This is a genomic window from Pseudomonas sp. CCI3.1 (genome assembly GCF_034313985.1).
Taxonomy (GTDB): Bacteria; Pseudomonadota; Gammaproteobacteria; order Pseudomonadales; family Pseudomonadaceae; genus Aquipseudomonas; species Aquipseudomonas psychrophila.
Map to the genome: position 1 here is coordinate 4,115,388 of NZ_JAVIWO010000001.1, position 22,841 is coordinate 4,138,228.

The 22,841-nt window shown below is 56.6% G+C and carries 25 protein-coding genes; 24 read left to right on the top strand and 1 reads right to left on the bottom strand.

Translation table 11 applies throughout. From position 1 onward, the window contains the following. Nucleotides 1-3: 3 nt before the first annotated feature. The 5 genes from tgt (at nt 4) to RGV06_RS18925 (ending at nt 5,008) form a co-directional block, all read left to right on the top strand. Nucleotides 4-1,119, top strand: a complete 1,116-nt coding sequence (gene tgt, locus RGV06_RS18905; RefSeq protein WP_019823700.1) for a tRNA guanosine(34) transglycosylase Tgt — start codon at nt 4-6, stop codon at nt 1,117-1,119. A gap of 42 nt (nt 1,120-1,161) precedes the next feature. After that, a complete protein-coding gene (gene yajC / locus RGV06_RS18910) occupies nt 1,162-1,500 on the top strand; it encodes a preprotein translocase subunit YajC (RefSeq protein WP_019823699.1) in 339 nt (112 codons plus the stop codon). 66 nt (nt 1,501-1,566) lie between these two features. Continuing rightward, nucleotides 1,567-3,435 carry a protein translocase subunit SecD gene (gene secD / locus RGV06_RS18915; RefSeq protein ID WP_019823697.1) on the top strand — a complete coding sequence of 623 codons (1,869 nt, stop codon included), beginning with the start codon at nt 1,567-1,569 and terminating at the stop codon, nt 3,433-3,435. Nucleotides 3,436-3,444: 9 nt separating this feature from the next. Then, nucleotides 3,445-4,359 (top strand): protein translocase subunit SecF, encoded by a 915-nt coding sequence (secF, locus tag RGV06_RS18920; protein WP_019823695.1) that lies wholly within the window; start codon nt 3,445-3,447, stop codon nt 4,357-4,359. A gap of 121 nt (nt 4,360-4,480) precedes the next feature. Further along, nucleotides 4,481-5,008: a glycine zipper 2TM domain-containing protein gene (locus RGV06_RS18925; RefSeq protein ID WP_019823693.1), complete on the top strand. Its 528-nt coding sequence runs from the start codon at nt 4,481-4,483 to the stop codon at nt 5,006-5,008. 120 nt (nt 5,009-5,128) lie between these two features. Here the strand turns inward: RGV06_RS18925 and suhB are convergent, their stop codons facing one another. Continuing rightward, nucleotides 5,129-5,944 carry an inositol-phosphate phosphatase gene (suhB, locus tag RGV06_RS18930; protein WP_019823692.1) on the bottom strand — a complete coding sequence of 272 codons (816 nt, stop codon included), beginning with the start codon at nt 5,942-5,944 and terminating at the stop codon, nt 5,129-5,131. A 144-nt stretch (nt 5,945-6,088) separates the two neighbouring features. Between suhB and trmJ the strand changes: the two genes are divergently transcribed. The 19 genes from trmJ (at nt 6,089) to der (ending at nt 22,829) form a co-directional block, all read left to right on the top strand. Further along, nucleotides 6,089-6,859, top strand: coding sequence for a tRNA (cytosine(32)/uridine(32)-2'-O)-methyltransferase TrmJ (trmJ, locus tag RGV06_RS18935; RefSeq protein WP_019823690.1), 771 nt, complete (start codon nt 6,089-6,091; stop codon nt 6,857-6,859). 2 nt (nt 6,860-6,861) lie between these two features. Continuing rightward, the gene (cysE, locus tag RGV06_RS18940; protein WP_046809818.1) at nt 6,862-7,638 is read left to right on the top strand and encodes a serine O-acetyltransferase; all 777 of its coding nucleotides are present in this window, start codon (nt 6,862-6,864) and stop codon (nt 7,636-7,638) included. A gap of 250 nt (nt 7,639-7,888) precedes the next feature. Further along, complete coding sequence (gene iscR / locus RGV06_RS18945; RefSeq protein WP_019823686.1) at nt 7,889-8,380, top strand: Fe-S cluster assembly transcriptional regulator IscR; 492 nt, start codon at nt 7,889-7,891, stop codon at nt 8,378-8,380. 49 nt (nt 8,381-8,429) lie between these two features. After that, nucleotides 8,430-9,644: an IscS subfamily cysteine desulfurase gene (locus tag RGV06_RS18950; protein WP_019823684.1), complete on the top strand. Its 1,215-nt coding sequence runs from the start codon at nt 8,430-8,432 to the stop codon at nt 9,642-9,644. 97 nt (nt 9,645-9,741) lie between these two features. Next, nucleotides 9,742-10,128, top strand: a complete 387-nt coding sequence (gene iscU / locus RGV06_RS18955) for a Fe-S cluster assembly scaffold IscU (RefSeq protein WP_003443374.1) — start codon at nt 9,742-9,744, stop codon at nt 10,126-10,128. A gap of 68 nt (nt 10,129-10,196) precedes the next feature. Next, entirely contained in the window at nt 10,197-10,520 is a 324-nt protein-coding gene (gene iscA / locus RGV06_RS18960; RefSeq protein ID WP_016779604.1) for an iron-sulfur cluster assembly protein IscA, read from the top strand. An 8-nt stretch (nt 10,521-10,528) separates the two neighbouring features. Then, entirely contained in the window at nt 10,529-11,050 is a 522-nt protein-coding gene (gene hscB, locus RGV06_RS18965; protein WP_046809958.1) for a co-chaperone HscB, read from the top strand. A 50-nt stretch (nt 11,051-11,100) separates the two neighbouring features. After that, on the top strand, nt 11,101-12,963 hold the full coding sequence (hscA, locus tag RGV06_RS18970; protein ID WP_019823676.1) for a Fe-S protein assembly chaperone HscA: 1,863 nt from the start codon (nt 11,101-11,103) through the stop codon (nt 12,961-12,963). Between the two features lie 3 nt (nt 12,964-12,966). Further along, nucleotides 12,967-13,308: an ISC system 2Fe-2S type ferredoxin gene (gene fdx, locus RGV06_RS18975; protein ID WP_019823675.1), complete on the top strand. Its 342-nt coding sequence runs from the start codon at nt 12,967-12,969 to the stop codon at nt 13,306-13,308. Nucleotides 13,309-13,320: 12 nt separating this feature from the next. Further along, nucleotides 13,321-13,521: a Fe-S cluster assembly protein IscX gene (gene iscX / locus RGV06_RS18980; RefSeq protein ID WP_016779607.1), complete on the top strand. Its 201-nt coding sequence runs from the start codon at nt 13,321-13,323 to the stop codon at nt 13,519-13,521. A gap of 94 nt (nt 13,522-13,615) precedes the next feature. After that, a complete protein-coding gene (ndk, locus tag RGV06_RS18985) occupies nt 13,616-14,041 on the top strand; it encodes a nucleoside-diphosphate kinase (RefSeq protein ID WP_003443361.1) in 426 nt (141 codons plus the stop codon). A 28-nt stretch (nt 14,042-14,069) separates the two neighbouring features. Further along, nucleotides 14,070-15,218, top strand: coding sequence for a 23S rRNA (adenine(2503)-C(2))-methyltransferase RlmN (gene rlmN / locus RGV06_RS18990; RefSeq protein WP_019823669.1), 1,149 nt, complete (start codon nt 14,070-14,072; stop codon nt 15,216-15,218). A gap of 12 nt (nt 15,219-15,230) precedes the next feature. Continuing rightward, nucleotides 15,231-15,989, top strand: a complete 759-nt coding sequence (gene pilW / locus RGV06_RS18995; protein ID WP_019823667.1) for a type IV pilus biogenesis/stability protein PilW — start codon at nt 15,231-15,233, stop codon at nt 15,987-15,989. After that, the gene (locus RGV06_RS19000) at nt 15,989-16,969 is read left to right on the top strand and encodes a RodZ domain-containing protein (RefSeq protein ID WP_046809956.1); all 981 of its coding nucleotides are present in this window, start codon (nt 15,989-15,991) and stop codon (nt 16,967-16,969) included. Before pilW ends, RGV06_RS19000 begins: the two co-directional genes overlap by 1 nt. Nucleotides 16,970-16,972: 3 nt before the next feature. Then, nucleotides 16,973-18,082 (top strand): flavodoxin-dependent (E)-4-hydroxy-3-methylbut-2-enyl-diphosphate synthase, encoded by a 1,110-nt coding sequence (gene ispG, locus RGV06_RS19005; protein WP_019823663.1) that lies wholly within the window; start codon nt 16,973-16,975, stop codon nt 18,080-18,082. 22 nt (nt 18,083-18,104) lie between these two features. After that, the gene (hisS, locus tag RGV06_RS19010; RefSeq protein WP_019823662.1) at nt 18,105-19,394 is read left to right on the top strand and encodes a histidine--tRNA ligase; all 1,290 of its coding nucleotides are present in this window, start codon (nt 18,105-18,107) and stop codon (nt 19,392-19,394) included. Nucleotides 19,395-19,435: 41 nt separating this feature from the next. After that, on the top strand, nt 19,436-20,077 hold the full coding sequence (locus RGV06_RS19015) for a tetratricopeptide repeat protein (protein WP_019823660.1): 642 nt from the start codon (nt 19,436-19,438) through the stop codon (nt 20,075-20,077). After that, nucleotides 20,070-21,221, top strand: a complete 1,152-nt coding sequence (bamB, locus tag RGV06_RS19020) for an outer membrane protein assembly factor BamB (protein ID WP_019823658.1) — start codon at nt 20,070-20,072, stop codon at nt 21,219-21,221. Before RGV06_RS19015 ends, bamB begins: the two co-directional genes overlap by 8 nt. A gap of 138 nt (nt 21,222-21,359) precedes the next feature. Next, the gene (der, locus tag RGV06_RS19025) at nt 21,360-22,829 is read left to right on the top strand and encodes a ribosome biogenesis GTPase Der (protein WP_019823656.1); all 1,470 of its coding nucleotides are present in this window, start codon (nt 21,360-21,362) and stop codon (nt 22,827-22,829) included. Nucleotides 22,830-22,841: the final 12 nt, after the last annotated feature.

Here is a 22,841-nt window from a genome sequence, read left to right on the forward strand (position 1 = left end):
CGTATGTCTTTCGAGCTACTTGCCACTGATGGCAAGGCTCGTCGCGGTCGTTTGACCTTCCCCCGTGGTGTGGTTGAAACCCCGGCATTCATGCCGGTCGGTACTTACGGCACGGTCAAGGGCATGTTGCCGCGCGATATCGTCGATACCGGCGCGCAGATGATTCTGGGCAACACCTTTCACTTGTGGCTGCGTCCTGGCACTGAAGTGATCAAGAAGCACGGCGACCTGCACGACTTCATGAAATGGCAAGGTCCGATCCTGACTGACTCGGGTGGTTTCCAGGTATTCAGCCTGGGCGCGATGCGCAAGATCAAGGAAGAGGGCGTTACCTTTGCTTCGCCGGTAGATGGCGCCAAGGTGTTCATGGGGCCGGAAGAGTCGATGCAGGTTCAGCGTGACCTGGGCTCCGACGTGGTCATGATTTTTGACGAGTGCACGCCGTACCCGGCGGATGAAGAGGTTGCCCGGGTTTCCATGGAGCTGTCGTTGCGCTGGGCGCAGCGCTCCAAGAATGCCCATGGCGACAACACGGCGGCACTGTTCGGTATCGTTCAGGGCGGCATGCATCAAAACTTGCGCGAGCGCTCGCTCGAAGGTCTGAACAAGATCGGTTTTGACGGCCTGGCCATTGGCGGTTTGTCGGTAGGCGAGCCGAAGCACGAAATGATCAAGGTGCTGGATTACCTGCCTGCGATGATGCCTGCTGACAAACCTCGTTACCTTATGGGGGTTGGCAAGCCGGAAGATCTCGTTGAGGGTGTGCGCCGCGGTGTGGACATGTTCGATTGCGTGATGCCAACCCGCAATGCCCGCAATGGGCATCTGTTTATTGATACCGGTGTCATCAAGATCCGCAATGCGTTCCATCGCCATGATGATTCGTCGCTGGATCCGACCTGTGATTGCTATACCTGCCAGAACTTCTCCCGCGCTTATCTGCATCATCTGGACAAGTGCGGCGAAATGCTGGGGAGCATGCTCAATACCATCCATAATTTGCGGCACTATCAGGTGCTCATGGCTGGTTTGCGCGAGGCTATTCAACAGGGTACATTGGCCACCTTTGTCGACGCCTTCTATGCCAAGCGCGGGCTTCCTGTGCCGCCTTTGGACTGAGTTTCGGACCCTTAAGAAACAATATTGCAACTGGAGTGCTTCATGAGCTTTTTCATCTCTCCCGCTTTCGCGGACGCTGCTGCACCTGCCGCTGCTGGCCCTATGGGTGGCGGTTTTGAATGGATTTTCCTGGTCGGCTTCCTGGTCATCTTCTACCTGATGATCTGGCGTCCACAGGCCAAGCGCGCCAAAGAGCAGAAAGCCCTTTTGGGTAACCTGCAAAAAGGCGACGAGATCGTGACGACTGGCGGCATCGCCGGCAAGATCGTCAAGGTTTCTGACGCTTTTGTTGTGATCGAAGTGTCTGACACTGTCGAGTTGAAAATTCAGAAAGGCTCTGTTGCAGCCACGTTGCCTAAAGGCACGCTGAAAGCGATCTAAGTTTCAACTTTTAACAATCGACGGGGCGCGCAAGGCGCCCCGCGTTTTAAGCGGGCGGCGTGATTGATGCTGAACAAATACCCTCTGTGGAAATACCTACTGATCCTGGCGGTGCTGGCGATCGGTTTTATTTATTCCGCTCCCAATCTGTACCCTGATGATCCGGCCATTCAAGTGTCTGGTGCGAGCACGGCCCTGCAGGTCACACAAGCTGATCTGGATCGCGCAAGCAAAGCGTTGACGGATGCAGGTATTGCCGTCAAAGGCGCCTCTCTGGCACAGAATGGCAAAGGTGGCTTGCTGCGCCTGGTCAAGAAAGACGACCAGCTGCCAGCCAAGGATGTGGTACGCAAGGCTCTGGGTGACGACTATGTCGTAGCGCTCAACCTGGCACAGACCACGCCGCAATGGTTGCGTAGTCTGGGTGCTCACCCAATGAAACTGGGTCTGGACTTGTCGGGTGGTGTGCATTTCCTGTTGGAAGTGGACATGGACAAAGCGGTCGATGCACGCATGAAAGTGTACGAAGGCGATGTCAAAAGCTTGCTGCGCAAAGAGAAAGTGCGCTATCGCAGCCTGCCGCAACTCAACGGTGCCATTCAATTGGGCTTCACTGATGAAGCTACCCGTGAGCAAGCGCGTGGCCTGATTCGCAAGAGCTTCAATGACTTCGACATTACCGCTGCAGACCTTAACGGCCAGCCGGTTCTGCGTCTGGCGATGACCCCGGCCAAGCTGGCGGAAATCCGCGAATATTCCATCAAGCAAAACCTGACAACCGTCCGTAACCGGGTTAACGAGTTGGGTGTTGCCGAGCCTTTGGTTCAGCGTCAGGGTGCCAACCGCATCGTGGTTGAGCTGCCAGGCGTACAAGATACTGCCGAAGCCAAGCGTATCCTGGGTAAGACGGCCAACCTTGAGTTCCGTCTGGCTGCCGAGCCGGGTGCGTCCAAGGCCACGTCTGAAACCTTTGAGTTCCGTGAAGGCAATCGTCCGACCGCGCAAATCGAGCGTGGCCTGATCATCACCGGTGACCAGGTGACCGATGCTCAGGCAGGCTTTGACGAGCACGGCCGTCCGCAGGTGAACATCAAGCTTGATGGTCATGGCGGCGAGTTGATGAGCCGTTCGACGCGCAGCAACGTTGGCCGCAGCATGGCGGTAATCTTCATCGAGCAGAAGCCGGTGACGACTTACACCAAGAAAGTGGTTGATGGTGTCGAGAAGGACGTGCCGGTTCAGGCGTTCAAGGAAGAGAAAAAAATCATCAGTCTGGCGACCATCCAGTCGCCGCTGGGCAGTCAGTTCCGGATTACCGGCCTGAATGGCCAGGGTGAGGCTTCCGAGCTTGCATTGCTGTTGCGTGCCGGTGGTCTGGCGGCGCCAATGTACTTCGCTGAAGAGCGCACCATTGGTCCAAGCCTGGGTGCTGACAACATCACCAAGGGTATCGATGCATCGCTGTGGGGCATGCTGTTCGTGTCCATCTTCATCATCGCCATCTACCGCTTCTTTGGTGTGATCGCGACGGTGGCACTTGCGGGCAACATGGTCTTGCTGCTGGCCCTGATGTCGGTGCTGGGTGCAACCCTGACCCTGCCGGGTATTGCCGGTATCGTGTTGACGATGGGTATGGCGGTCGATGCCAACGTACTGATCTTCTCGCGTATACGTGAAGAGATTGCCAATGGCATGACCGTGCAACGGGCTATCAATGAAGGCTTCAGTCGTGCCTTTACGGCGATTGTCGACTCCAACCTGACAACCCTGTTGGTCGGCGGGATTCTGTTCGCCATGGGTACTGGGCCGGTTAAAGGCTTTGCGGTGACCATGTCTCTTGGGATCTTTACCTCGATGTTCACGGCCATTATGGTCACCCGCGCACTGGTTAACCTGGTGTATGGCGGTCGGGACTTCAAGAAGTTGTGGATTTAAGGGGCTGCCATGTTACGTACAATCAATTTCATGGGCGTTCGCAACGTTGCGTTCGGCGTCACTGTGCTGCTTACCGTGCTGGCCTTGTTCAGCATGTTCCACAAGGGCATGAACTACGGCCTGGACTTCACCGGCGGTACGCTTATCGAGCTGACCTACGAGAAGCCGGCTGATCTGACCAAGGTGCGTACGGAGCTGGCTTCGGCCGGTTTTCATGACGCTGTGGTACAGAGCTTTGGTGCGACCACCGACCTGTTGGTGCGCATGCCTGGCGACGATCCGTTGCTGGGTAACAAGGTAGCAGCTGCGCTGGGTCAGGCCGATACGGCTAATCCGGCGGTCATCAAGCGCGTTGAGTTCGTTGGGCCGCAAGTAGGTGAAGAGCTGCGTGACCAGGGCGGCCTCGGCATGCTGATGGCGCTTGGCGGCATCATGCTTTATCTCGCGTTCCGCTTTCAGTGGAAGTTCGCAGTCGGTGCGATTGTCTCTCTGGTTCACGACGTGATCGTGACCATGGGTATCCTGTCCTGGTTCCAGATCACCTTCGACCTGACGGTATTGGCGGCGGTGCTGGCGATCATCGGTTACTCGCTCAACGACACCATCGTGGTATTCGACCGGGTTCGCGAGAACTTCCGGGTGCTGCGCAAGGCCAGCCTGATCGATAACATCAACATTTCGACCACGCAAACCCTGTTACGCACCATGGCGACCTCGATCTCCACCTTGTTGGCGATTGCGGCACTGTTGATCTTCGGTGGCGATAACTTGTGGGGCTTCTCGATTGCACTGTTCGTGGGTGTATTGGCGGGTACCTACTCGTCGATTTATATCGCGAACGTGGTGCTGATCTGGCTGAACCTCAGTGCGGAAGACTTGATCCCGCCGGTGGCGAGCGAGAAAGAGATCGACGATCGTCCATAACCTCTGGTTATAAGCAGGTTGTCACTTAAAAGGCGCGAGTATTGAACTCGCGCCTTTTTTTGTGCTCCAAGGCTAGGATTGATGTGGGATTGTCCCTACGTATGATGGTCTGGAGGTTCACGTGAACAAGTCATTGCTGGTAGGTGCTGTGCTGGGTGCTGTCGGTGTTACAGCCGGTGGTGCTTTTGCCACTTACAGCTTGGTTAAAGGCCCTGAGTCTGCGCAGGTGCTGGCCGTTGTGCCAGTCAACCAGCAGGTCAAAACGCCGCGTGAGGTGTGCAAGGATGTGACTGTGACGCGCCAGGCGCCGGTCAAGGATCAGCATCAGATCGTCGGCAGCGTGATCGGTGCTGTGGCGGGCGGTTTGCTGGGTAACCAGGTGGGTGGTGGTACCGGTAAGAAGATTGCTACGGTTGCCGGTGCGGTGGGTGGCGGTTACGCCGGCAATAAGGTTCAGGAAGGCATGCAGGAGCGTGATACCTACACCACGACCCAGACGCGCTGTAATACGGTCAATGACATCAGCAGCAAGGTTGTCGGGTATGACGTGCGTTATTCGCTCAACGGCAAAGAAGGCAAGGTGCGGATGGATCACGAGCCGGGCAATGAAATTGCGGTGGATAAAGAAGGTAAGCTGATTCTGAATTGATAGGTGTGGGGCTTGGGGGCACTACTCGTCAGCTGCAACGGTTTTTCAGTTGGTAGTGGCAATATTTTCAGGCCAAAAAAAAGCACCCCGAGGGGTGCTTTTTTTGTCTGCGGGTTTCGCTTAGCGTTTCAGCGAGGCCGGCAGGTGTGGCTGGATTGCAGTCAGAACAGCTTTGAAGCACTTGGTGTTACCGGCAACGATGTGACCTTTTTCAAGGAAATCGTGGCTGCCGGTGAAGTCGCTGACCAAGCCGCCTGCTTCTTGAATCAGCAATGCGCCTGCAGCCATGTCCCACTCGGACAGGCCCGACTCCCAGAATGCGTCAAAACGACCGGCTGCAACGTAAGCCAGGTCCAGGCTAGCTGCGCCTGCGCGGCGGATACCGGCAGTCTGGCCAACCAGGCTGCGGAACATGCCCAGGTAGTTTTCCAGGTTGTCCATTTGGTTGTCGCGGAACGGGAAGCCGGTACCCAGCAGGGCGCCTTCAAGGCTAGTGCGACCGCTTACGCGCAGACGGCGACCGTTGAGTTGGGCGCCGCGACCACGGCTGGCGGTGAATTCTTCCTGGCGAACCGGGTCGAGAACCACTGCGTGCTCAAGGCGACCACGGTATTTGCAGGCGATGCTGACGGCGAAGTGTGGAACGCCGCGCAGGAAGTTGGTGGTGCCATCCAGTGGGTCGATGATCCACAGGTAGTCTTCACCTTCACCGCTGCCTGGATGCATGCCGGTTTCTTCACCGAGGATGCCGTGCGTCGGGTAGGCCTTGCGCAGGGCGTCGATGATTTTCTGTTCAGCAGCACGATCGACTTCAGAGACGTAATCCTTGGCGTCTTTTTCGTCAACCTTGATGGTATCCAGGCGCTCGATGGAGCGGAAAATCAATTCACTGGCGCTGCGGGCGGCGCGCAGCGCGATATTCAGCATGGGCTGCATGGACGTTTCACCTAAGGTTGTTAAAGAAAGCCGAATATTCTATCAGAAAACTTTGTGAGATGAAGGTTTGCGTTAGCTTTCGTAGCTTATGGCGTTTTGCTTAGGTAAGATTTGCTCCCTTTTGTTGGCCTGTGAGCGCTTCCTTTGTTGCCTAATATTCGTGTCGTTCTGGTCAATACCAGCCATCCCGGGAACATCGGCGGTGCTGCGCGTGCCATGAAAAACATGGGGTTGTCGCGGCTGGTTCTGGTGGAGCCAAGGTTGTTTCCACACCATGAAGCCGATGCGCGGGCGTCAGGTGCGGGTGACATTCTCGAAAATGCTCAAGTGGTCGCGACCCTAGAGGATGCCTTGGTGGGCTGCAATCTGGTGCTGGGTACCAGTGCCCGTGATCGCCGTATCCCCTGGCCGCTGCTGGACCCGCGCGAGTGCGGGCAGAAAGTGGTCGAGGAGGCAGCTCAAGGTGCTGAAATCGCGTTGGTGTTTGGTCGTGAGGACTCCGGCCTGACCAATGAAGAGTTGCAACGCTGTCACTTTCACGTGCATATCCCTTCCGACCCTGAATTCAGCTCTCTGAATCTGGGTGCGGCTGTGCAGGTGCTGAGTTACGAAATTCGCATGGCCTGGCTCGCGAGCCAGGGGCAGCCGAGCAAGATCGAAAAAGAGGAAGTGGCGTCCACCAAAAGTGGCGAGCTGGCGACCATGGACGAGCTGGAGCGCTTTTACGAGCACCTTGAGCAAACCCTCGTGGCCATTGAATTCATGGATCCGGAAAAGCCGCGCCACCTGATGGCTCGTCTGCGTCGACTCTACGGGCGCAGCGCTGTCAGTCGTGCGGAGATGAATATTTTGCGTGGCATTCTCACCGAAACCCAGAAAGCAGCCCGTGGCGAGCTGCTCAAGCGCAAGGATTAATGATGTTTGAGCGTCTGCGTGAAGATATCCAAAGTGTGTTTCATCGTGATCCCGCGGCGCGCAATGCTTTCGAGGTGTTGACGTGCTATCCGGGGATGCATGCGATCTGGATTCATCGTTTGTCGGCGCTGTTGTGGCATGCCGGCTGGAAGTGGCTGGCCCGCCTGGTGTCAAACTTCGGGCGCTGGCTGACCGGGATTGAAATTCACCCGGGGGCGAAGGTCGGGCGTCGTTTTTTCATCGATCACGGGATGGGGATTGTGATTGGTGAAACCGCGGAAATAGGTGATGACGTGACCCTGTACCAGGGTGTGACGCTTGGCGGCACAAGCTGGAACAAGGGCAAGCGCCACCCGACGCTCGAAGATGGGGTTGTGGTCGGGGCGGGCGCCAAGGTGCTGGGTCCGTTCACGGTGGGAGCGGGGGCGAAAGTCGGCTCCAATGCGGTAGTGACCAAGGCGGTGCCGGCCGGCGCAACGGTTGTCGGTATTCCGGGTCGAATCATTTTCAAAAGTGACGATGAGACCGAAGCCAAGCGCAAAGCGATGGCCGAGAAGATCGGTTTTGATGCCTATGGCGTCAGTGAAGATATGCCGGATCCGGTGGCGCGCGCCATTGCTCAACTGCTGGATCACTTGCAGGCGGTCGACGGCAAGTTGGATGGTATGTGCGGTGCGCTCAAGGATCTGGGCAGTCCTTACTGTGCGAAAGATCTGCCTGAGCTGCGCGAAGAAGACTTTGCCTGTGTAAAAGACAAGGACGAAAGCAAGGCGGTCTAGGTTCTGGGTGCTGTGGGGGCGAGCCTGCTCGCGATGCTGGCGCTGCGATCTTTGGGGCGGTCGAGATGCGGCCATCGTGATCAGGCTCGCTCCCGCACCAGATGCTTCATGTGCCATTACGTCGCAGACCCTGCTACAATGCGCGCGCTCTTTTGCGGGTAATCCCGACTAAAGTACTAGGTCTAATAGTTGACTTAAATAGTCGGGAATAGCATACTCGCTTCCATTCCGAATTCCGTGGTACCTGTCCATGAGACTGACTACAAAAGGCCGTTACGCCGTAACTGCAATGCTCGATTTGGCGTTGCACGCACAGCACGGGCCGGTGTCCCTGGCCGATATTTCCGAGCGCCAAGGCATCTCTCTTTCCTACCTTGAGCAACTGTTTGCCAAATTGCGCCGCAGCAGCCTGGTTTCCAGCGTGCGTGGCCCGGGTGGCGGCTATCAGCTGTCACGCGAGATGCAAAGCATCCAGGTGGCTCAGGTTATTGATGCCGTGAACGAGTCAGTCGACGCAACGCGTTGCCAGGGTCTTGGCGACTGCCATGCCGGTGACACCTGCCTGACCCACCACCTGTGGTGTGACCTCAGCTTGCAAATACACGATTTTCTCAGCGGTATCAGCTTGGCTGATCTTGTCACTCGCCGTGAGGTACAAGAGGTAGCCCAGCGTCAGGATCAGCGCCGCTGTAATGGCAAGGCGCCGCACCTGGATAAGATCGAAGCGTCCGCCGTCGAGTGACTGCATAAAAACGACGGTGCGCCAGCCAGCCTGATTTAGGAGATAGTCCATGAAATTGCCAATTTACCTTGATTACTCAGCCACCACCCCGGTTGATCCGCGTGTTGCTCAAAAAATGAGCGATTGCTTGCTGGTTGACGGAAACTTCGGTAACCCGGCTTCGCGTTCCCACGTATTTGGCTGGAAAGCTGAAGAAGCGGTCGAGAACGGTCGTCGCCAGGTTGCTGATCTGGTCAATGCTGATCCGCGTGAAATTGTCTGGACCTCCGGTGCGACCGAGGCCAACAACCTGGCAATCAAGGGTGCTGCGCATTTCTATGCCACCAAAGGCAAGCACCTGATCACCGACAAGATTGAACACAAGGCCGTTCTCGACACCATGCGTCAGCTGGAGCGTGAAGGCTTTGAAGTGACCTACATCGAGCCGGGTACCGATGGTCTGGTCACTCCTGCCATGGTTGAAGCGGCCATGCGCGACGACACCATTCTGGTTTCGATCATGCACGTGAACAACGAGATCGGCACCATCAACGACATCGCTGCCATTGGTGAGCTGACTCGCTCGCGCGGCGTGTTGTTCCACGTTGATGCTGCACAGTCCACCGGCAAGGTTGAAATCGACCTGGCCAAGCTGAAAGTCGACATGATGTCGTTCTCGGCGCACAAAACTTACGGCCCTAAAGGCATTGGCGCGCTGTACGTAAGCCGCAAGCCTCGTGTGCGTATTGAAGCTGCCATGCACGGCGGCGGTCACGAGCGTGGCATGCGTTCGGGCACCTTGGCCACCCACCAGATCGTGGGCATGGGCGAAGCGTTCCAGATCGCCAAAGAAGAAATGGCGGCCGAAAACATCCGTATCAAGGCGTTGAGCGACCGTTTCTTCAAGCAGGTTGAACACCTTGAAGAACTGTACGTAAACGGCAGCATGGTCCACCGCGTCCCTCACAACCTGAACCTGAGCTTCAACTATGTTGAAGGCGAGTCGCTGATCATGGCGCTCAAGGATCTGGCTGTGTCGTCCGGTTCGGCCTGTACTTCCGCTTCCCTTGAGCCGTCCTACGTATTGCGTGCCCTGGGCCGCAATGACGAGTTGGCACACAGCTCGATACGTTTCACGTTCGGTCGTTTCACCACCGAAGAAGAAATCGATTACGCCGCGCAGAAGGTTTGCGAGGCTGTTACCAAGCTGCGCGCCCTGTCGCCGCTGTGGGACATGTACAAAGACGGCATCGACATTTCGAAAATCGAATGGGCGGCGCACTAACAATTTAAGTCGCCGTAAAGTAGACGCTGTAAGCGCAGCGAACAGCAGCATTTACAGCGTCTCAAGAGCGACTCTCTGATGAGTGAGGATTAGTACCATGGCTTACAGCGAAAAGGTCATTGACCACTACGAGAACCCGCGCAACGTCGGCAAGATGGACGCGGAAGACCCGGATGTTGGCACTGGCATGGTCGGCGCCCCGGCATGCGGCGACGTGATGCGTTTGCAGATCAAGGTTAACGAGCAGGGCATTATTGAAGATGCCAAGTTCAAGACCTATGGTTGTGGTTCGGCAATCGCTTCCAGCTCCCTGGCAACCGAGTGGATGAAAGGCAAGACTCTGGACGAAGCAGAGACCATCAAGAACACTCAGCTGGCTGAAGAACTGGCTTTGCCGCCGGTAAAAATTCACTGCTCCGTACTCGCTGAAGACGCCATCAAGGCCGCTGTTCGCGATTACAAGCAGAAGAAAGGTTTGATCTGATCCTCGCTGCGTGCGCCTGTTAAAGGCGCGGGCGAGGTGAAGAAACTGGCAAAAGGTAAGGAGTCACGATGGCTATCAGCATGACAGAAGCGGCAGCTCGACACATTCGCCGTTCCCTTGATGGGCGCGGCAAAGGTGAGGGGATTCGTCTGGGTGTTCGCACTACAGGCTGTTCCGGTCTTGCCTATGTGCTGGAGTTTGTCGACGAAGTGGGCGAAGAAGACCAGGTCTTCGAAACCCATGGCGAAAAAGTGATCATTGATCCGAAAAGCCTGACCTACCTCGACGGTACCGAGCTGGACTTCGTCAAGGAAGGCCTGAATGAGGGCTTCAAGTTCAATAACCCTAACGTGCGCGGTGAATGTGGCTGCGGCGAAAGCTTCAACATCTGAGGCTAGTCGTGGGTACTCCTTGTCATTTTGCTTTGTTTGAGCTGCAGCCGAGTTTCAATCTTGATCTCGATCAGCTGGCTGTGCGTTATCGAGAGTTGGCGCGCGGTGTTCACCCGGATCGATTTGCCGATGCTTCCGAGCGCGAGCAACGTCTGGCGCTGGAGCAGTCCGCCAGCCTCAATGAGGCTTACCAGACCCTGAAAAACCCTCCCAAGCGTGCGCGTTATCTGCTTGCGTTGCAGGGTGGTGAGTTGCCGCTGGAAGTCACAGTGCACGATCCCGAGTTTCTGATGCAGCAGATGCAGTGGCGCGAAGAGCTTGAAGATTTGCATGACAGCGCCGATATGGCCGGTATAGAAGCATTCAAGCGTCGACTGAAAGTCGCTCAGAGCGAATTGAACGACAGCTTCGCTGCTTGTTGGGATAACGCTGCGCAACGCGAACAGGCCGAACGCCTGATGCGGCGCATGCAGTTCCTCGACAAGCTCTCTTACGAAGTGCGCCAGTTAGAAGAGCGCCTCGACGATTAACCCCGTGCTTCCCTGGTTGCACGCCTGATTACAGATAAGTCCTGATTACGATGGCCCTACTGCAGATCGCCGAACCCGGCCAAAGTCCTCAACCGCACCAGCGACGTCTGGCTGTGGGGATTGACTTGGGCACTACCAATTCGTTGGTCGCTGCATTGCGCAGCGGTCTTTCCGAGCCTTTGGCTGACGCAAATGGCAGCGTTATTTTGCCGTCTGCCGTTCGCTATCACGCTGATCGCGTCGAGGTAGGTGAATCGGCGCGTCTGGCTGCTTCCAGCGATCCTTTCAACACCGTGCTGTCGGTCAAACGATTGATGGGTCGTGGTCTTTCCGACGTCAAGCAATTGGGAGAGCAACTGCCTTACCACTTTGTAGGTGGTGAGTCGCACATGCCGTTCATCGACACTGTGCAAGGCCCGAAAAGCCCGGTGGAAGTGTCTGCTGAAATCCTCAAAGTGCTGCGCGAGCGGGCCGAAAAGACCCTGGGTGGCGAGTTGGTAGGTGCGGTGATTACCGTTCCGGCCTATTTCGATGACGCTCAACGTCAAGCCACTAAAGATGCTGCCAAACTGGCTGGCCTCAATGTGTTGCGTTTGCTCAATGAGCCAACCGCTGCTGCAGTGGCTTACGGTCTGGATCAGTCTGCAGAAGGCGTTGTGGCTATCTACGACCTGGGCGGGGGCACGTTCGATATTTCGATTTTGCGCCTGACCGGTGGTGTGTTTGAAGTATTGGCCACTGGCGGCGACAGCGCGCTGGGCGGCGATGACTTCGATCATGCGATTGCCAGCTGGATGATCGAACAGGCCGGCTTGTCTGCTGACCTCGATCCGGGCACGCAGCGCACCTTGTTGCAGGCAGCCTGTGCCGCCAAAGAAGCGCTGACCGATGCGTCCTCTGTAGCTGTTGCCTTCGGTGACTGGCATTCAGAGCTGACCCGCGAAGCCTTTGAAGCAATGATCGAGCCCATGGTTGCGCGCAGCCTGAAGGCTTGCCGCCGTGCGGTACGCGACGCCAATATCGAAGTTGAAGACGTTCAGGCAGTGGTCATGGTGGGTGGTTCTACCCGTGTGCCCCGTGTGCGCGAAGCCGTCGCCGAGATGTTTGGTCGCCAGCCCCTGACCGATATCGACCCTGATCAAGTGGTCGCCATTGGTGCAGCGATTCAGGCGGATACCTTGGCTGGGAACAAGCGTGACGGTGACGAATTGCTGCTGCTTGACGTGATTCCGTTGTCCCTGGGTCTTGAGACCATGGGTGGGCTGATGGAAAAGGTCATTCCGCGCAACACCACGATTCCGGTGGCCCGTGCTCAGGATTTCACCACCTACAAAGACGGCCAGACAGCCATGATGGTTCATGTGCTGCAGGGTGAGCGCGAACTGATCAGCGATTGCCGTTCTCTTGCGCGCTTTGAGCTGCGCGGTATTCCGCCGATGGTTGCCGGTGCTGCGAAAATTCGCGTGACCTTCCAGGTGGATGCCGATGGTTTGCTCAGCGTGACGGCTCGCGAACTGGGCTCAGGCGTTGAAGCCAATATTCAGGTCAAGCCCTCGTACGGCCTGACCGACGGCGAAATAGCCAAAATGCTCAAGGATTCGTTCCAGTACGCCGGCGATGACAAGGTTGCCCGCGTGTTGCGTGAGCAGCAGGTAGATGCCCAGCGCCTGATCGAGGCTGTGCAAGCGGCCCTTGAAGTCGACGGCGAGCGCTTGCTGGATGCTGAAGAACGCATGGTGATTGAGCTGCAAATGCAGGAACTGTCCGAATTGTTAAAAGGCACCGATGGTTACGCCATCGAGCAGCAGACCAAGCGTCTGTCGCAAGTGACTGATGCCTTTGCTGCTCGCCGCATGGACTTGACCGTCAAGGCCGCCCTGGCGGGTCGCAACCTGAATGAAATCGAGGAATAACTGATGCCGCAGATCATTTTTCTGCCACACGCCGAGCATTGCCCGGACGGTATGGTTGTAGAGGCTGAGACCGGCAAGACCCTTCTCGAAGTGGCCCACGAAAATCACATCGAAATCGAAAGTGCCTGCGGTGGCGTCTGCGCCTGCACCACGTGTCACTGCGTGATTCGCGAGGGTTTTGACTCGCTGAACGAAGCTGACGAACTGGAGGAAGACTATCTTGACAGGGCCTGGGGCCTGGAAGCCACTTCACGCCTGAGCTGTCAGGCTCGTGTCGGCACCGAAGACATCACTGTCGAGATTCCGAAGTATTCGCTCAACCATGCTGCCGAAGCGCCGCACTGATAAGGAGTTGTCATGAGCCTTAAATGGGTTGATGTGCAGGAAATCGCAATCCAGCTGGCTGAAGCTCACCCGGACGTCGATCCGCTTTCGGTGAATTTCGTCACGCTGCGTAATCTGGTCATGGCGCTCCCTGAGTTCGATGACATCCCTGATCGTGGCGGCGAGAAGGTTCTCGAAGCCATTCAGGGTTTGTGGATCGAAGAAGCCGACTAAGCTTGTAATCGACGTAATTATGAAATACCCAAGAACCCGCGTATAATTCGCGGGTTTAATTTTTCGCTTAAATCACTGTTTCTGGAGTTACACCATGGCTGTTCAACGCACTTTCTCCATCATCAAGCCTGACGCTGTTGCAAAAAACGTTATCGGCGAGATCACCACTCGTTTTGAAAAAGCCGGCCTGAAGGTTGTAGCTTCCAAACTGAAGCAACTGTCCAAAGCCGAAGCTGAAGGCTTCTACGCTGAGCACAGCGCTCGTGGCTTCTTCGGCGACCTGGTTGCTTTCATGATCTCCGGTCCTGTTGTTGTTCAGGTTCTGGAAGGCGAAAACGCTATCGCTCTGAACCGTGAGCTGATGGGCGCTACCAACCCTAAAGAAGCAGCTGCCGGCACTATCCGTGCTGATTTCGCTGAATCCATCGACGCTAACGCTGTTCACGGTTCCGACTCTGAAGCAGCTGCAGCTCGTGAAATCTCGTACTTTTTCGCAGCTACTGAAGTAACCACTCGCTAAGTATTGGCTTGTGAGTGAGGGTGAAGACATGATTGCAACGACTGGCAAAACCAACCTGCTGGGACTGACTCAGCCGGAAATGGAGAAATTCTTCGACTCAATCGGGGAGAAGCGTTTCCGTGCCGGTCAGGTCATGAAGTGGATTCACCACTTTGGCGTCGATGATTTCGACGCCATGACTAACGTCAGCAAGGCCTTGCGCGACAAGCTCAAGGCCATTGCTGAGGTTCGTGGACCTGAAGTCGTCAGCGAGGACATTTCTACCGACGGCACCCGTAAGTGGGTGGTACGTGTAGAGTCCGGCAGCTGCGTCGAGACCGTTTATATTCCCTCGGGCAAACGTGGCACATTGTGCGTTTCGTCCCAGGCTGGCTGTGCCCTGGACTGCAGTTTTTGCTCCACAGGCAAGCAAGGCTTCAATAGCAACCTCACCGCCGCCGAAGTCATTGGCCAGGTGTGGATTGCCAACAAATCCTTTGGCAGCGTCCCGGCAACCATCGACCGCGCCATCACCAACGTGGTGATGATGGGCATGGGTGAGCCGCTGCTGAACTTCGACAACGTCATCTCCGCCATGCATCTGATGATGGATGACCTAGGCTATGGCATCTCCAAGCGTCGGGTGACCCTGTCTACCTCGGGCGTGGTGCCGATGATCGATGAGCTGGCCAAGCACATCGACGTTTCCCTGGCATTGTCGCTGCACGCACCCAATGACGAATTGCGCAGTCAATTGGTGCCGATCAACAAGAAGTACCCGCTCCAGATGCTGCTTGAGTCTTGCCGTCGCTATATGTCGACCCTGGGCGAAAAGCGTGTGCTGACCGTTGAGTACACCCTGCTCAAGGATGTGAACGACCATGTTGATCACGCCCGCGAAATGATCGAGTTGCTCAAGGACACTCCGTGCAAGATCAACTTGATCCCGTTTAACCCGTTCCCGCATTCTGGCTATGAGCGTCCAAGCAACAATGCCATTCGCCGTTTCCAGGAGCTGCTGCAGCAAGCCGGTTACAACGTGACCGTTCGCACCACTCGCGGCGAAGACATCGACGCGGCGTGCGGGCAACTGGTGGGGCAGGTCAATGACCGTACACGCCGTAGTTCGCGCCTTATCGCGGCTCGCGAACTCAACGCCGATGACGAATCAGCGCAAAGCGCTGCCTCTGCATCCTGAGAGAGGACATCCATGATCCTGCGCGCCGCGCTCTCCGTCGTGTTGGTCAGCTCTTTGGCTGGCTGCGTATCGTCGGGCGATTCAGTCTCGATGCAGGGCGACAAAGGGCGTAACGAGGCGCGTCAGGCCTATGTTCAGCTCGGGTTGGGGTATCTGCAGCAGGGAATGGTCGAGCAGGCTAAAATTCCTTTGCGCAAAGCCCTTGAGCTCGACGAGGCGGACCCGGACACCAACGCCGCGCTGGCATTGGTGTTTCAGTCCGAAATGGAGTTCGAACTGGCAGAGAAGGCATTCCGAACCGCATTAAGCGGGCGGCCGGGCGATGCGCGAATCCTCAATAACTATGGCAGTTTCCTGTTCGAGCGTCAGCGTTACCAGGAAGCCAGTGCCCAATTTCAAAAAGCTGCGGCTGATAACCTCTATCCGGAGCGTTCCCGTATTTTTGAGAACCTGGGTATAACGTCGCTTGAGTTGGGGGAGCGCGAAAGAGGTCGTCAGGAGCTTGAAAAAGCCCTGCGTCTGAACCCTCGGCAACCGCGGGCGTTGCTCGAAATGGCTCAGATGTCATATCAAGACAAGCAATATGTATCAGCACGTGACTTTTACGAACGTTTTAGCCTGCTTAGCGGGCAAAATGCACGTAGTCTATTGCTCGGTGCGCGACTGGCGACTGTTTTCGACGACCGCACCCCAACTGCCAACCATGGCCAGCAACTAAAACGACTCTATCCCGGCACGCCGGAATATCAGCAATACCTGTCGGAGCAATGATGAAAGCGGCGCAACCCGAAGTTCTAGCAGCGACTCGTGTCAATCCCGGTGAGACTCTGCGTCAAGCCCGTGAAAACAATGGATGGACGCTGGCTGAAGTCGCCTTGAAACTCAATCTCACGGCCAGCTCATTGAGCAACCTTGAAACGGGGGCGTTCGACAAGCTGCCAGGGCATACCTTTGCTCGCGGCTACATCAGGACCTATGCCAAATTGCTGGGCATGGATCAGGCCAGCCTGGTGCGCGACTTTGACCTTTATACCGGCACTGACGCCAACGGCAGCAATGTGCACAGCCTGGGCCGCATAGAAGAGCCGGTTCGGGTGTCCCATACGATTTTGCGTATCGTCAGCCTGTTGTTGCTGATTGCCGTGATCGGTGGTGGTTTCATCTGGTGGCAAGATCAAACGTCCATGCGTGCCAAGGACCTGATTGGCTTGACCCCGGAACACGTTGAAGTTGAAGGCGCAGACGGCACAACCCGCATCCATCCGCTTGACGAACCTGAAGACCAGGCTGTTGCTGAGGCCAAGGCCGAAGGCGAAACGCCGGTTGTAATTGAATCTGCTCCAGAGCAGGCAGCAAGTACTGCATTGGCACTGCCGGCGGCGTCACAAGTGCCTGCAGCGGCTCCAGATGCCACAACTCCGGCGTCTGCGCCTGCTGTTGTAGCGCCTGTAGTAGCCCCGGCTGTTGCGCCTGTCGCTACTCCAACGGCGGCGGCTGCGCCGGTCGCGGGTGCTGGCAAAGTGGGCGTGCAATACTCCGCTGATTGCTGGACTCAGGTAACCGACGCCACGGGTAAAGTGCTGTTCGGTGGCCTGAAGCGCAAAGGCGAAAATCTAGAAGTGAGCGGCAAGCCTCCACTGACCCTGCGTCTGGGCTTTGCCCGTGGCGCACAGGTGACCTATAACGGTCAGGCTGTGGATGTGGCTCCTTTCACCAGTGGCGAGACTGCTCGCCTGAAGTTAGGTCAATAAGTCATGCACGGCGAATCACCAATCAAACGTCGCGAATCGCGCAAAATATGGGTCGGTAATGTACCAGTAGGTGGCGACGCCCCTATCGCTGTACAGAGCATGACCAACAGTGACACCAATGATGTCGCTGCAACCGTTGCCCAAATCAACCGTCTGGAGGCTGCAGGCGTTGATATCGTACGGATTTCCGTGCCGGACATGGACGCTGCTGAAGCGTTTGGCCGGATCAAGCAACTGGTCAAGGTGCCATTGGTTGCCGACATCCACTTCGATTACCGGATCGCCTTGCGCGTAGCGGAATTGGGCGTGGATTGCCTGCGAATCAACCCGGGCAACATCGGTCGTGAAGACCGTGTACGTGCGGTAGTTGATGCCGCACGGGATCGTGGTATTCCGATCCGCATCGGCGTTAACGCCGGATCGCTTGAAAAAGACCTGCAAAAGAAATACGGCGAACCGACACCAGCTGCTTTGGTCGAGTCGGCACTGCGTCACGTTGAGCACCTTGAACGCCTTAATTTCAAGGACTTCAAGGTCAGCGTGAAGGCTTCCGACGTGTTTATGGCTGTTGAAGCCTACCGTCTGCTGGCCAAGGAAATCGTCCAGCCGCTGCACCTGGGGATCACCGAAGCCGGTGGTTTGCGTTCAGGCACAGTGAAATCTGCCGTGGGCCTAGGTATGCTGCTCGCCGAGGGAATTGGCGATACCATCCGCATCTCTTTGGCGGCAGACCCGGTTGAGGAAGTAAAAGTCGGTTACGACATCCTCAAGTCGCTGCATCTGCGCTCGCGTGGCATCAACTTTATCGCGTGCCCAAGCTGTTCTCGGCAGAACTTCGACGTGGTGAAAACCATGAACGAACTTGAAGTTCGTCTTGAAGACCTGCTGGTGCCGCTGGATGTTGCGGTGATCGGTTGTGTGGTCAACGGCCCTGGCGAAGCGAAGGAAGCCCATGTGGGGCTCACCGGTGGTACGCCAAACCTGATTTATATCGACGGCAAGCCGTCGCAGAAACTGACGAATGATAATCTGGTGGACCAGCTCGAAAGACTGATCCGGCAGAGGGCGGCCGAAAAGGTCGAAGCTGACGCTGCAGTTATCGCGCGCGGCTAACCAGACGAATAAAGGATTTATTGTGAGCAAGTCTTTGCAAGCCATTCGTGGCATGAACGACACTCTGCCGGAGCAGACGCCCCTGTGGCGCTACTTTGAAAGCAAGGTTTCGCGTTTGCTGGATAACTACGGTTACAAGCAAATTCGTATGCCGATCGTCGAATTCACCGAGTTGTTCAAACGCTCGATCGGTGAAGTGACCGACATCGTCGAAAAAGAGATGTACACCTTCGAAGACCGCAATGGCGATTCGCTGACCTTGCGCCCTGAAGGTACTGCTGCATGCGTGCGTGCTGTGCTTGAGCACGGCCTCACTGGCGGTGGTCAAGTACAAAAGTTGTGGTACATCGGTCCGATGTTCCGCCACGAGCGCCCGCAAAAAGGCCGTTATCGCCAGTTCCATCAGATCGGGGTCGAGGTGTTCAACCTTGATGGCCCGGACATCGATGCCGAACTGATCGTGTTGACCTGGCGTCTGTGGGGCGAGCTGGGTATCCGTGATGCGGTAAAGCTCGAACTCAATAGCCTGGGCACCAGTGAAGCCCGTGCACGCTACCGTGCTGCCCTTGTCGAATACTTGTCCTCGCGCCTGAGTGAACTTGACGAAGACAGCCAGCGTCGCTTGAAATCCAATCCGCTGCGCGTCCTTGACACCAAAAATGCCGATACCCAGGCGGTTTTGGTCGATGCGCCGAAGCTGGTTGATTACCTGGACGAAGAGTCCCGTGTGCATTTTGAGGGCCTCAAGGCGCGCCTCGATGCCGCAGGCATTCCTTACACGATCAATCCAAAACTGGTTCGTGGCCTGGACTACTACAGCAAAACCGTATTCGAATGGGTCACCGATAAATTGGGGGCTCAGGGCACCGTGTGTGCTGGCGGTCGTTATGACGGTCTGGTCGAGCAAATGGGCGGCAAGCCCACTTCAGGCGTTGGCTTTGCGATGGGCATTGAGCGCTTGATCCTGATGCTCGAAACCCTTGAGCAAATCCCAGAAGAAATCGCGCGTCAGGTCGATGTGTACCTGTGTGCTTTCGGTGAGGCGGCCGAATTGGCTGCTCTGGCTTTGAGCGAGCGTGTTCGCGATCAGCTACCGAACCTGCGCTTGCAGATTAATGCCGGTGCAGGCAGTTTCAAAAGCCAGTTCAAAAAGGCTGACAAGAGCGGCGCACTGTACGCGCTGATCCTGGGTGACGACGAATTGGCCCAGCAAGTGGTAGGTTTAAAACCCCTGCGTGGCCAGGGCGAACAACAAACGATTGCCTGGGATGCTCTTTCCGAGCACCTGGCCACCTGCGTCGTGCAGGGTTGAAGCTGTAAAACAGCCGATTTATCGAATTAAGGAGTGTTGGGGTGTCGAGTAACGATGATGATCAGCTGGGCGAGTTGAAAGACTGGTGGCAGCGCAACGGCAAACCCCTGGTCACTGGCGGCTTGCTGGCGCTGGTGGTGGTGTTCGGCTGGCAGGCTTGGCACAAATATCAGACGAATCAGTCGCAAGGTGCGTCGATTCTCTACCAACAATTGCTTGAAACCACACTCACGCCTGACGGCCAGCCCGATGTGGCCCGTGTGGCGGACTTGGCCAACAAGTTGAAAAGCGAATACGCAGGCTCTGCTTATGCGCAATTCGGCGGTCTGTTTGTGGCCAAGGTCGCAGTAGACAACGGCAAGCTCGATGACGCAGCCGCTGAGCTGAAAGCCATTGTAGACAAGCCGGCCAATGCCACCCTGGCTGAAGTGGCGCGTCAGCGTCTGGCTCAGGTGTTGGCAGCGCAGGGCAAGGTTGATGATGCACTGAAACTGCTTGAAGGTGATTCGGACAAGGCATTCTTGGCCAGCCGTGAAGAGCTCAAGGGCGACTTGCTGGTGCAGCAGGGCCGTGCCGACGATGCACGTACAGCTTACGAAAAAGCCAAGGCCGCCTTGTCGGACGAAGCAGCAGTAGGTGGCTTGCAAATCAAGCTCGATGACCTGGCCAAAGGGGATGCGTGACGTGATGCGTTGGAAACATGCGGCATTGCTGGCTCTGGTCGTTTTGGCCGCGGGTTGCAGCAGCAACAGCAAAAAAGAACTTCCACCTGCCGAGCTGACCGATTTCAAAGAAGAAGTCGTGCTGCAAAAGCAATGGAGCCGCTCGATCGGTGACGGTCAGGGCAAAACCTACAACATGCTGGTTCCAGCGGTTGAAGGTAACAACATCTACGCCGCAGACGTAACTGGCGTTGTGATGTCTCTGGACCGCATGAACGGCGACGTTGAGTGGAAAAAAGACCTCGAACTGCCTGTTTCCGGTGCAGTTGGCCTGGGCTATGGCCTGGTCATGCTCGGCACTTTGCAAGGTGACGTGATTGCCCTGGATTCCAGCACCGGCGAAGAAAAGTGGCGCTCACGCGTCAACAGCGAAGTGCTTGCACCCCCGGCAACAAACGGCGATGTCGTAGTGGTACAGACTCAGGACGATCGCTTGATCGGTCTGGATGCTTCCACCGGCAATCAGCGTTGGACCTATGACAGCACGCCGGGTGTGCTGACCTTGCGTGGTACTGGCGCACCACTGGTGACCAATCATCTGGCAATCGCCGGTCTGTCGACTGGTAAAGTGGTTGCCCTTGATACGCGCAACGGCGTGCCTGTGTGGGAGCAACGTGTTGCCATCCCGCAAGGTCGCTCCGAGCTTGAACGCATTGTCGATATCGACGGTGGCCTGCTGATGTCTGGCGGTACACTGTATGTCGCCAGCTACCAGGGCCGCATGGCGGCGCTTGAAATGGAATCGGGTCGCGTGCTCTGGCAACGTGATGCTTCCAGCTATTCAGGTGTCGCTCAAGGCTTTGGCAGCGTCTACGTCAGCCTGGCGTCGGGCACTGTAGAAGGCGTTGACGAGCGTTCGACCACCTCACTGTGGAGCAACGATGCTCTGGCTCGCCGTCAATTGTCGGCGCCGGAAGTCTTCTCCAGCTACGTGGCTGTCGGTGACATGGAAGGCTATCTGCACCTGTTAAGCCAGGTCGATGGTCGTTTCGTAGGCCGTACCCGCGTCGACAGTGATGGCCTTCGGGCTCGTCCGCTGGTGGTCGGTGACATGATTTACGTGTTTGGTAACAGCGGCAAACTGGAAGCCCTGACCATTCGCTAAGGCGTCTATGCTTGAGGCTTCAGGGCCTCGAGCAGCCTTGCTCTGGCAAGGTTTGCGGCACATTTGTGCTGTTCCGAACTCTGGCCGCTGCCTTGCAGCGGCTTTTGTATTTTCTGAAATAACGAAGTGGAGAGCCGCATGGTTCCCGTAATCGCCCTGGTGGGCCGACCAAACGTCGGCAAGTCCACCTTGTTCAACCGCCTGACCAGGACTCGTGACGCCATCGTTGGCGACTTGTCCGGTCTGACCCGTGATCGCCAATACGGTGAGGCCAAGTGGCAAGGGCGTTCCTACATTCTGGTCGACACCGGCGGTATCTCCGGTGACGAGCACGGTATGGACGAAAAGATGGCCGAGCAGTCGCTGCTGGCTATCGAAGAAGCTGATGTCGTTCTGTTCCTGGTAGATGCAAAAGCGGGTTTCACAGCCGCTGACCAGATGATCGGCGAACACCTTCGCAAACGTAACAAGCGCTCCTACGTAGTGGCCAACAAGGTTGATAACATCGACCCGGACATGGCTCGCGCCGAGTTCGCACCACTGGGCATGGGCGACGCGATTCCAATCGCCGGTGCTCACGGCCGTGGTATCACACAAATGCTGGAAATTGCCCTGAGCAACTTCCCGCGTGACGAAGAAGAGCCAGAAGACGGTGAAGAAGAAGTCGTTCTCGAAGGCGAGGAAGCCAAGCGCATTCCTGGCCCAAGCGAGAAAGACGGCATCAAGATCGCCATCATCGGTCGCCCTAACGTTGGCAAGTCGACACTGGTCAACCGCATGCTCGGTGAAGACCGTGTCATCGTTTATGATCAGCCAGGCACTACCCGCGACAGCATCTACATCCCGTTTGAGCGTAACGACGAGAAGTACACGCTGATCGACACCGCAGGTGTGCGCAAGCGCGGCAAGATCCACGAAGAAGTTGAAAAATTCTCCGTGGTCAAAACCCTGCAAGCGATCAAAGACGCCAACGTGGTGATCTTTGTGATGGACGCCCGCGAAGGCGTGGTTGACCACGACCTTAACCTGTTGGGCTTTGCGCTGGAGGCCGGTCGGGCTCTGGTCATTGCGATCAACAAGTGGGACGGTATGACCCCGAGCGAGCGCGACTTCGTTAAAGTCGAGCTGACTCGTCGCCTGTTCTTCGTCGACTTTGCCGATATTCACTTTATCTCGGCACTGCACGGCACTGGCGTGGGCAACCTGTACCAATCGGTGCAGAACTCCTTCAAGTCAGCCGTTACCCGTTGGCCGACCAACCGTCTGACCCAGATTCTGGAAGATGCGGTCAGCGAGCACGCGCCACCGATGGTCAACAGCCGCCGGATCAAGCTGCGCTATGCCCACTTGGGTGGTGCCAACCCGCCGATTATCGTGATCCACGGTAACCAGGTTGAGAAGGTTCCGAAGTCTTACGTCCGTTATCTCGAAAACACCTACCGTCGTGTCTTGAAGTTGGTCGGTACGCCGATCCGCATCGAGTTCAAAGGTGGCGAGAACCCGTACGAAGGCAACAAGAACTCGCTGACCGACCGTCAGGTCAACAAGAAACGCCGCATGATGTCGCACCACAAGAAAGCCGAGAAAAACCGCAAAGACAAGCGCTGATAGCGCAAGGTT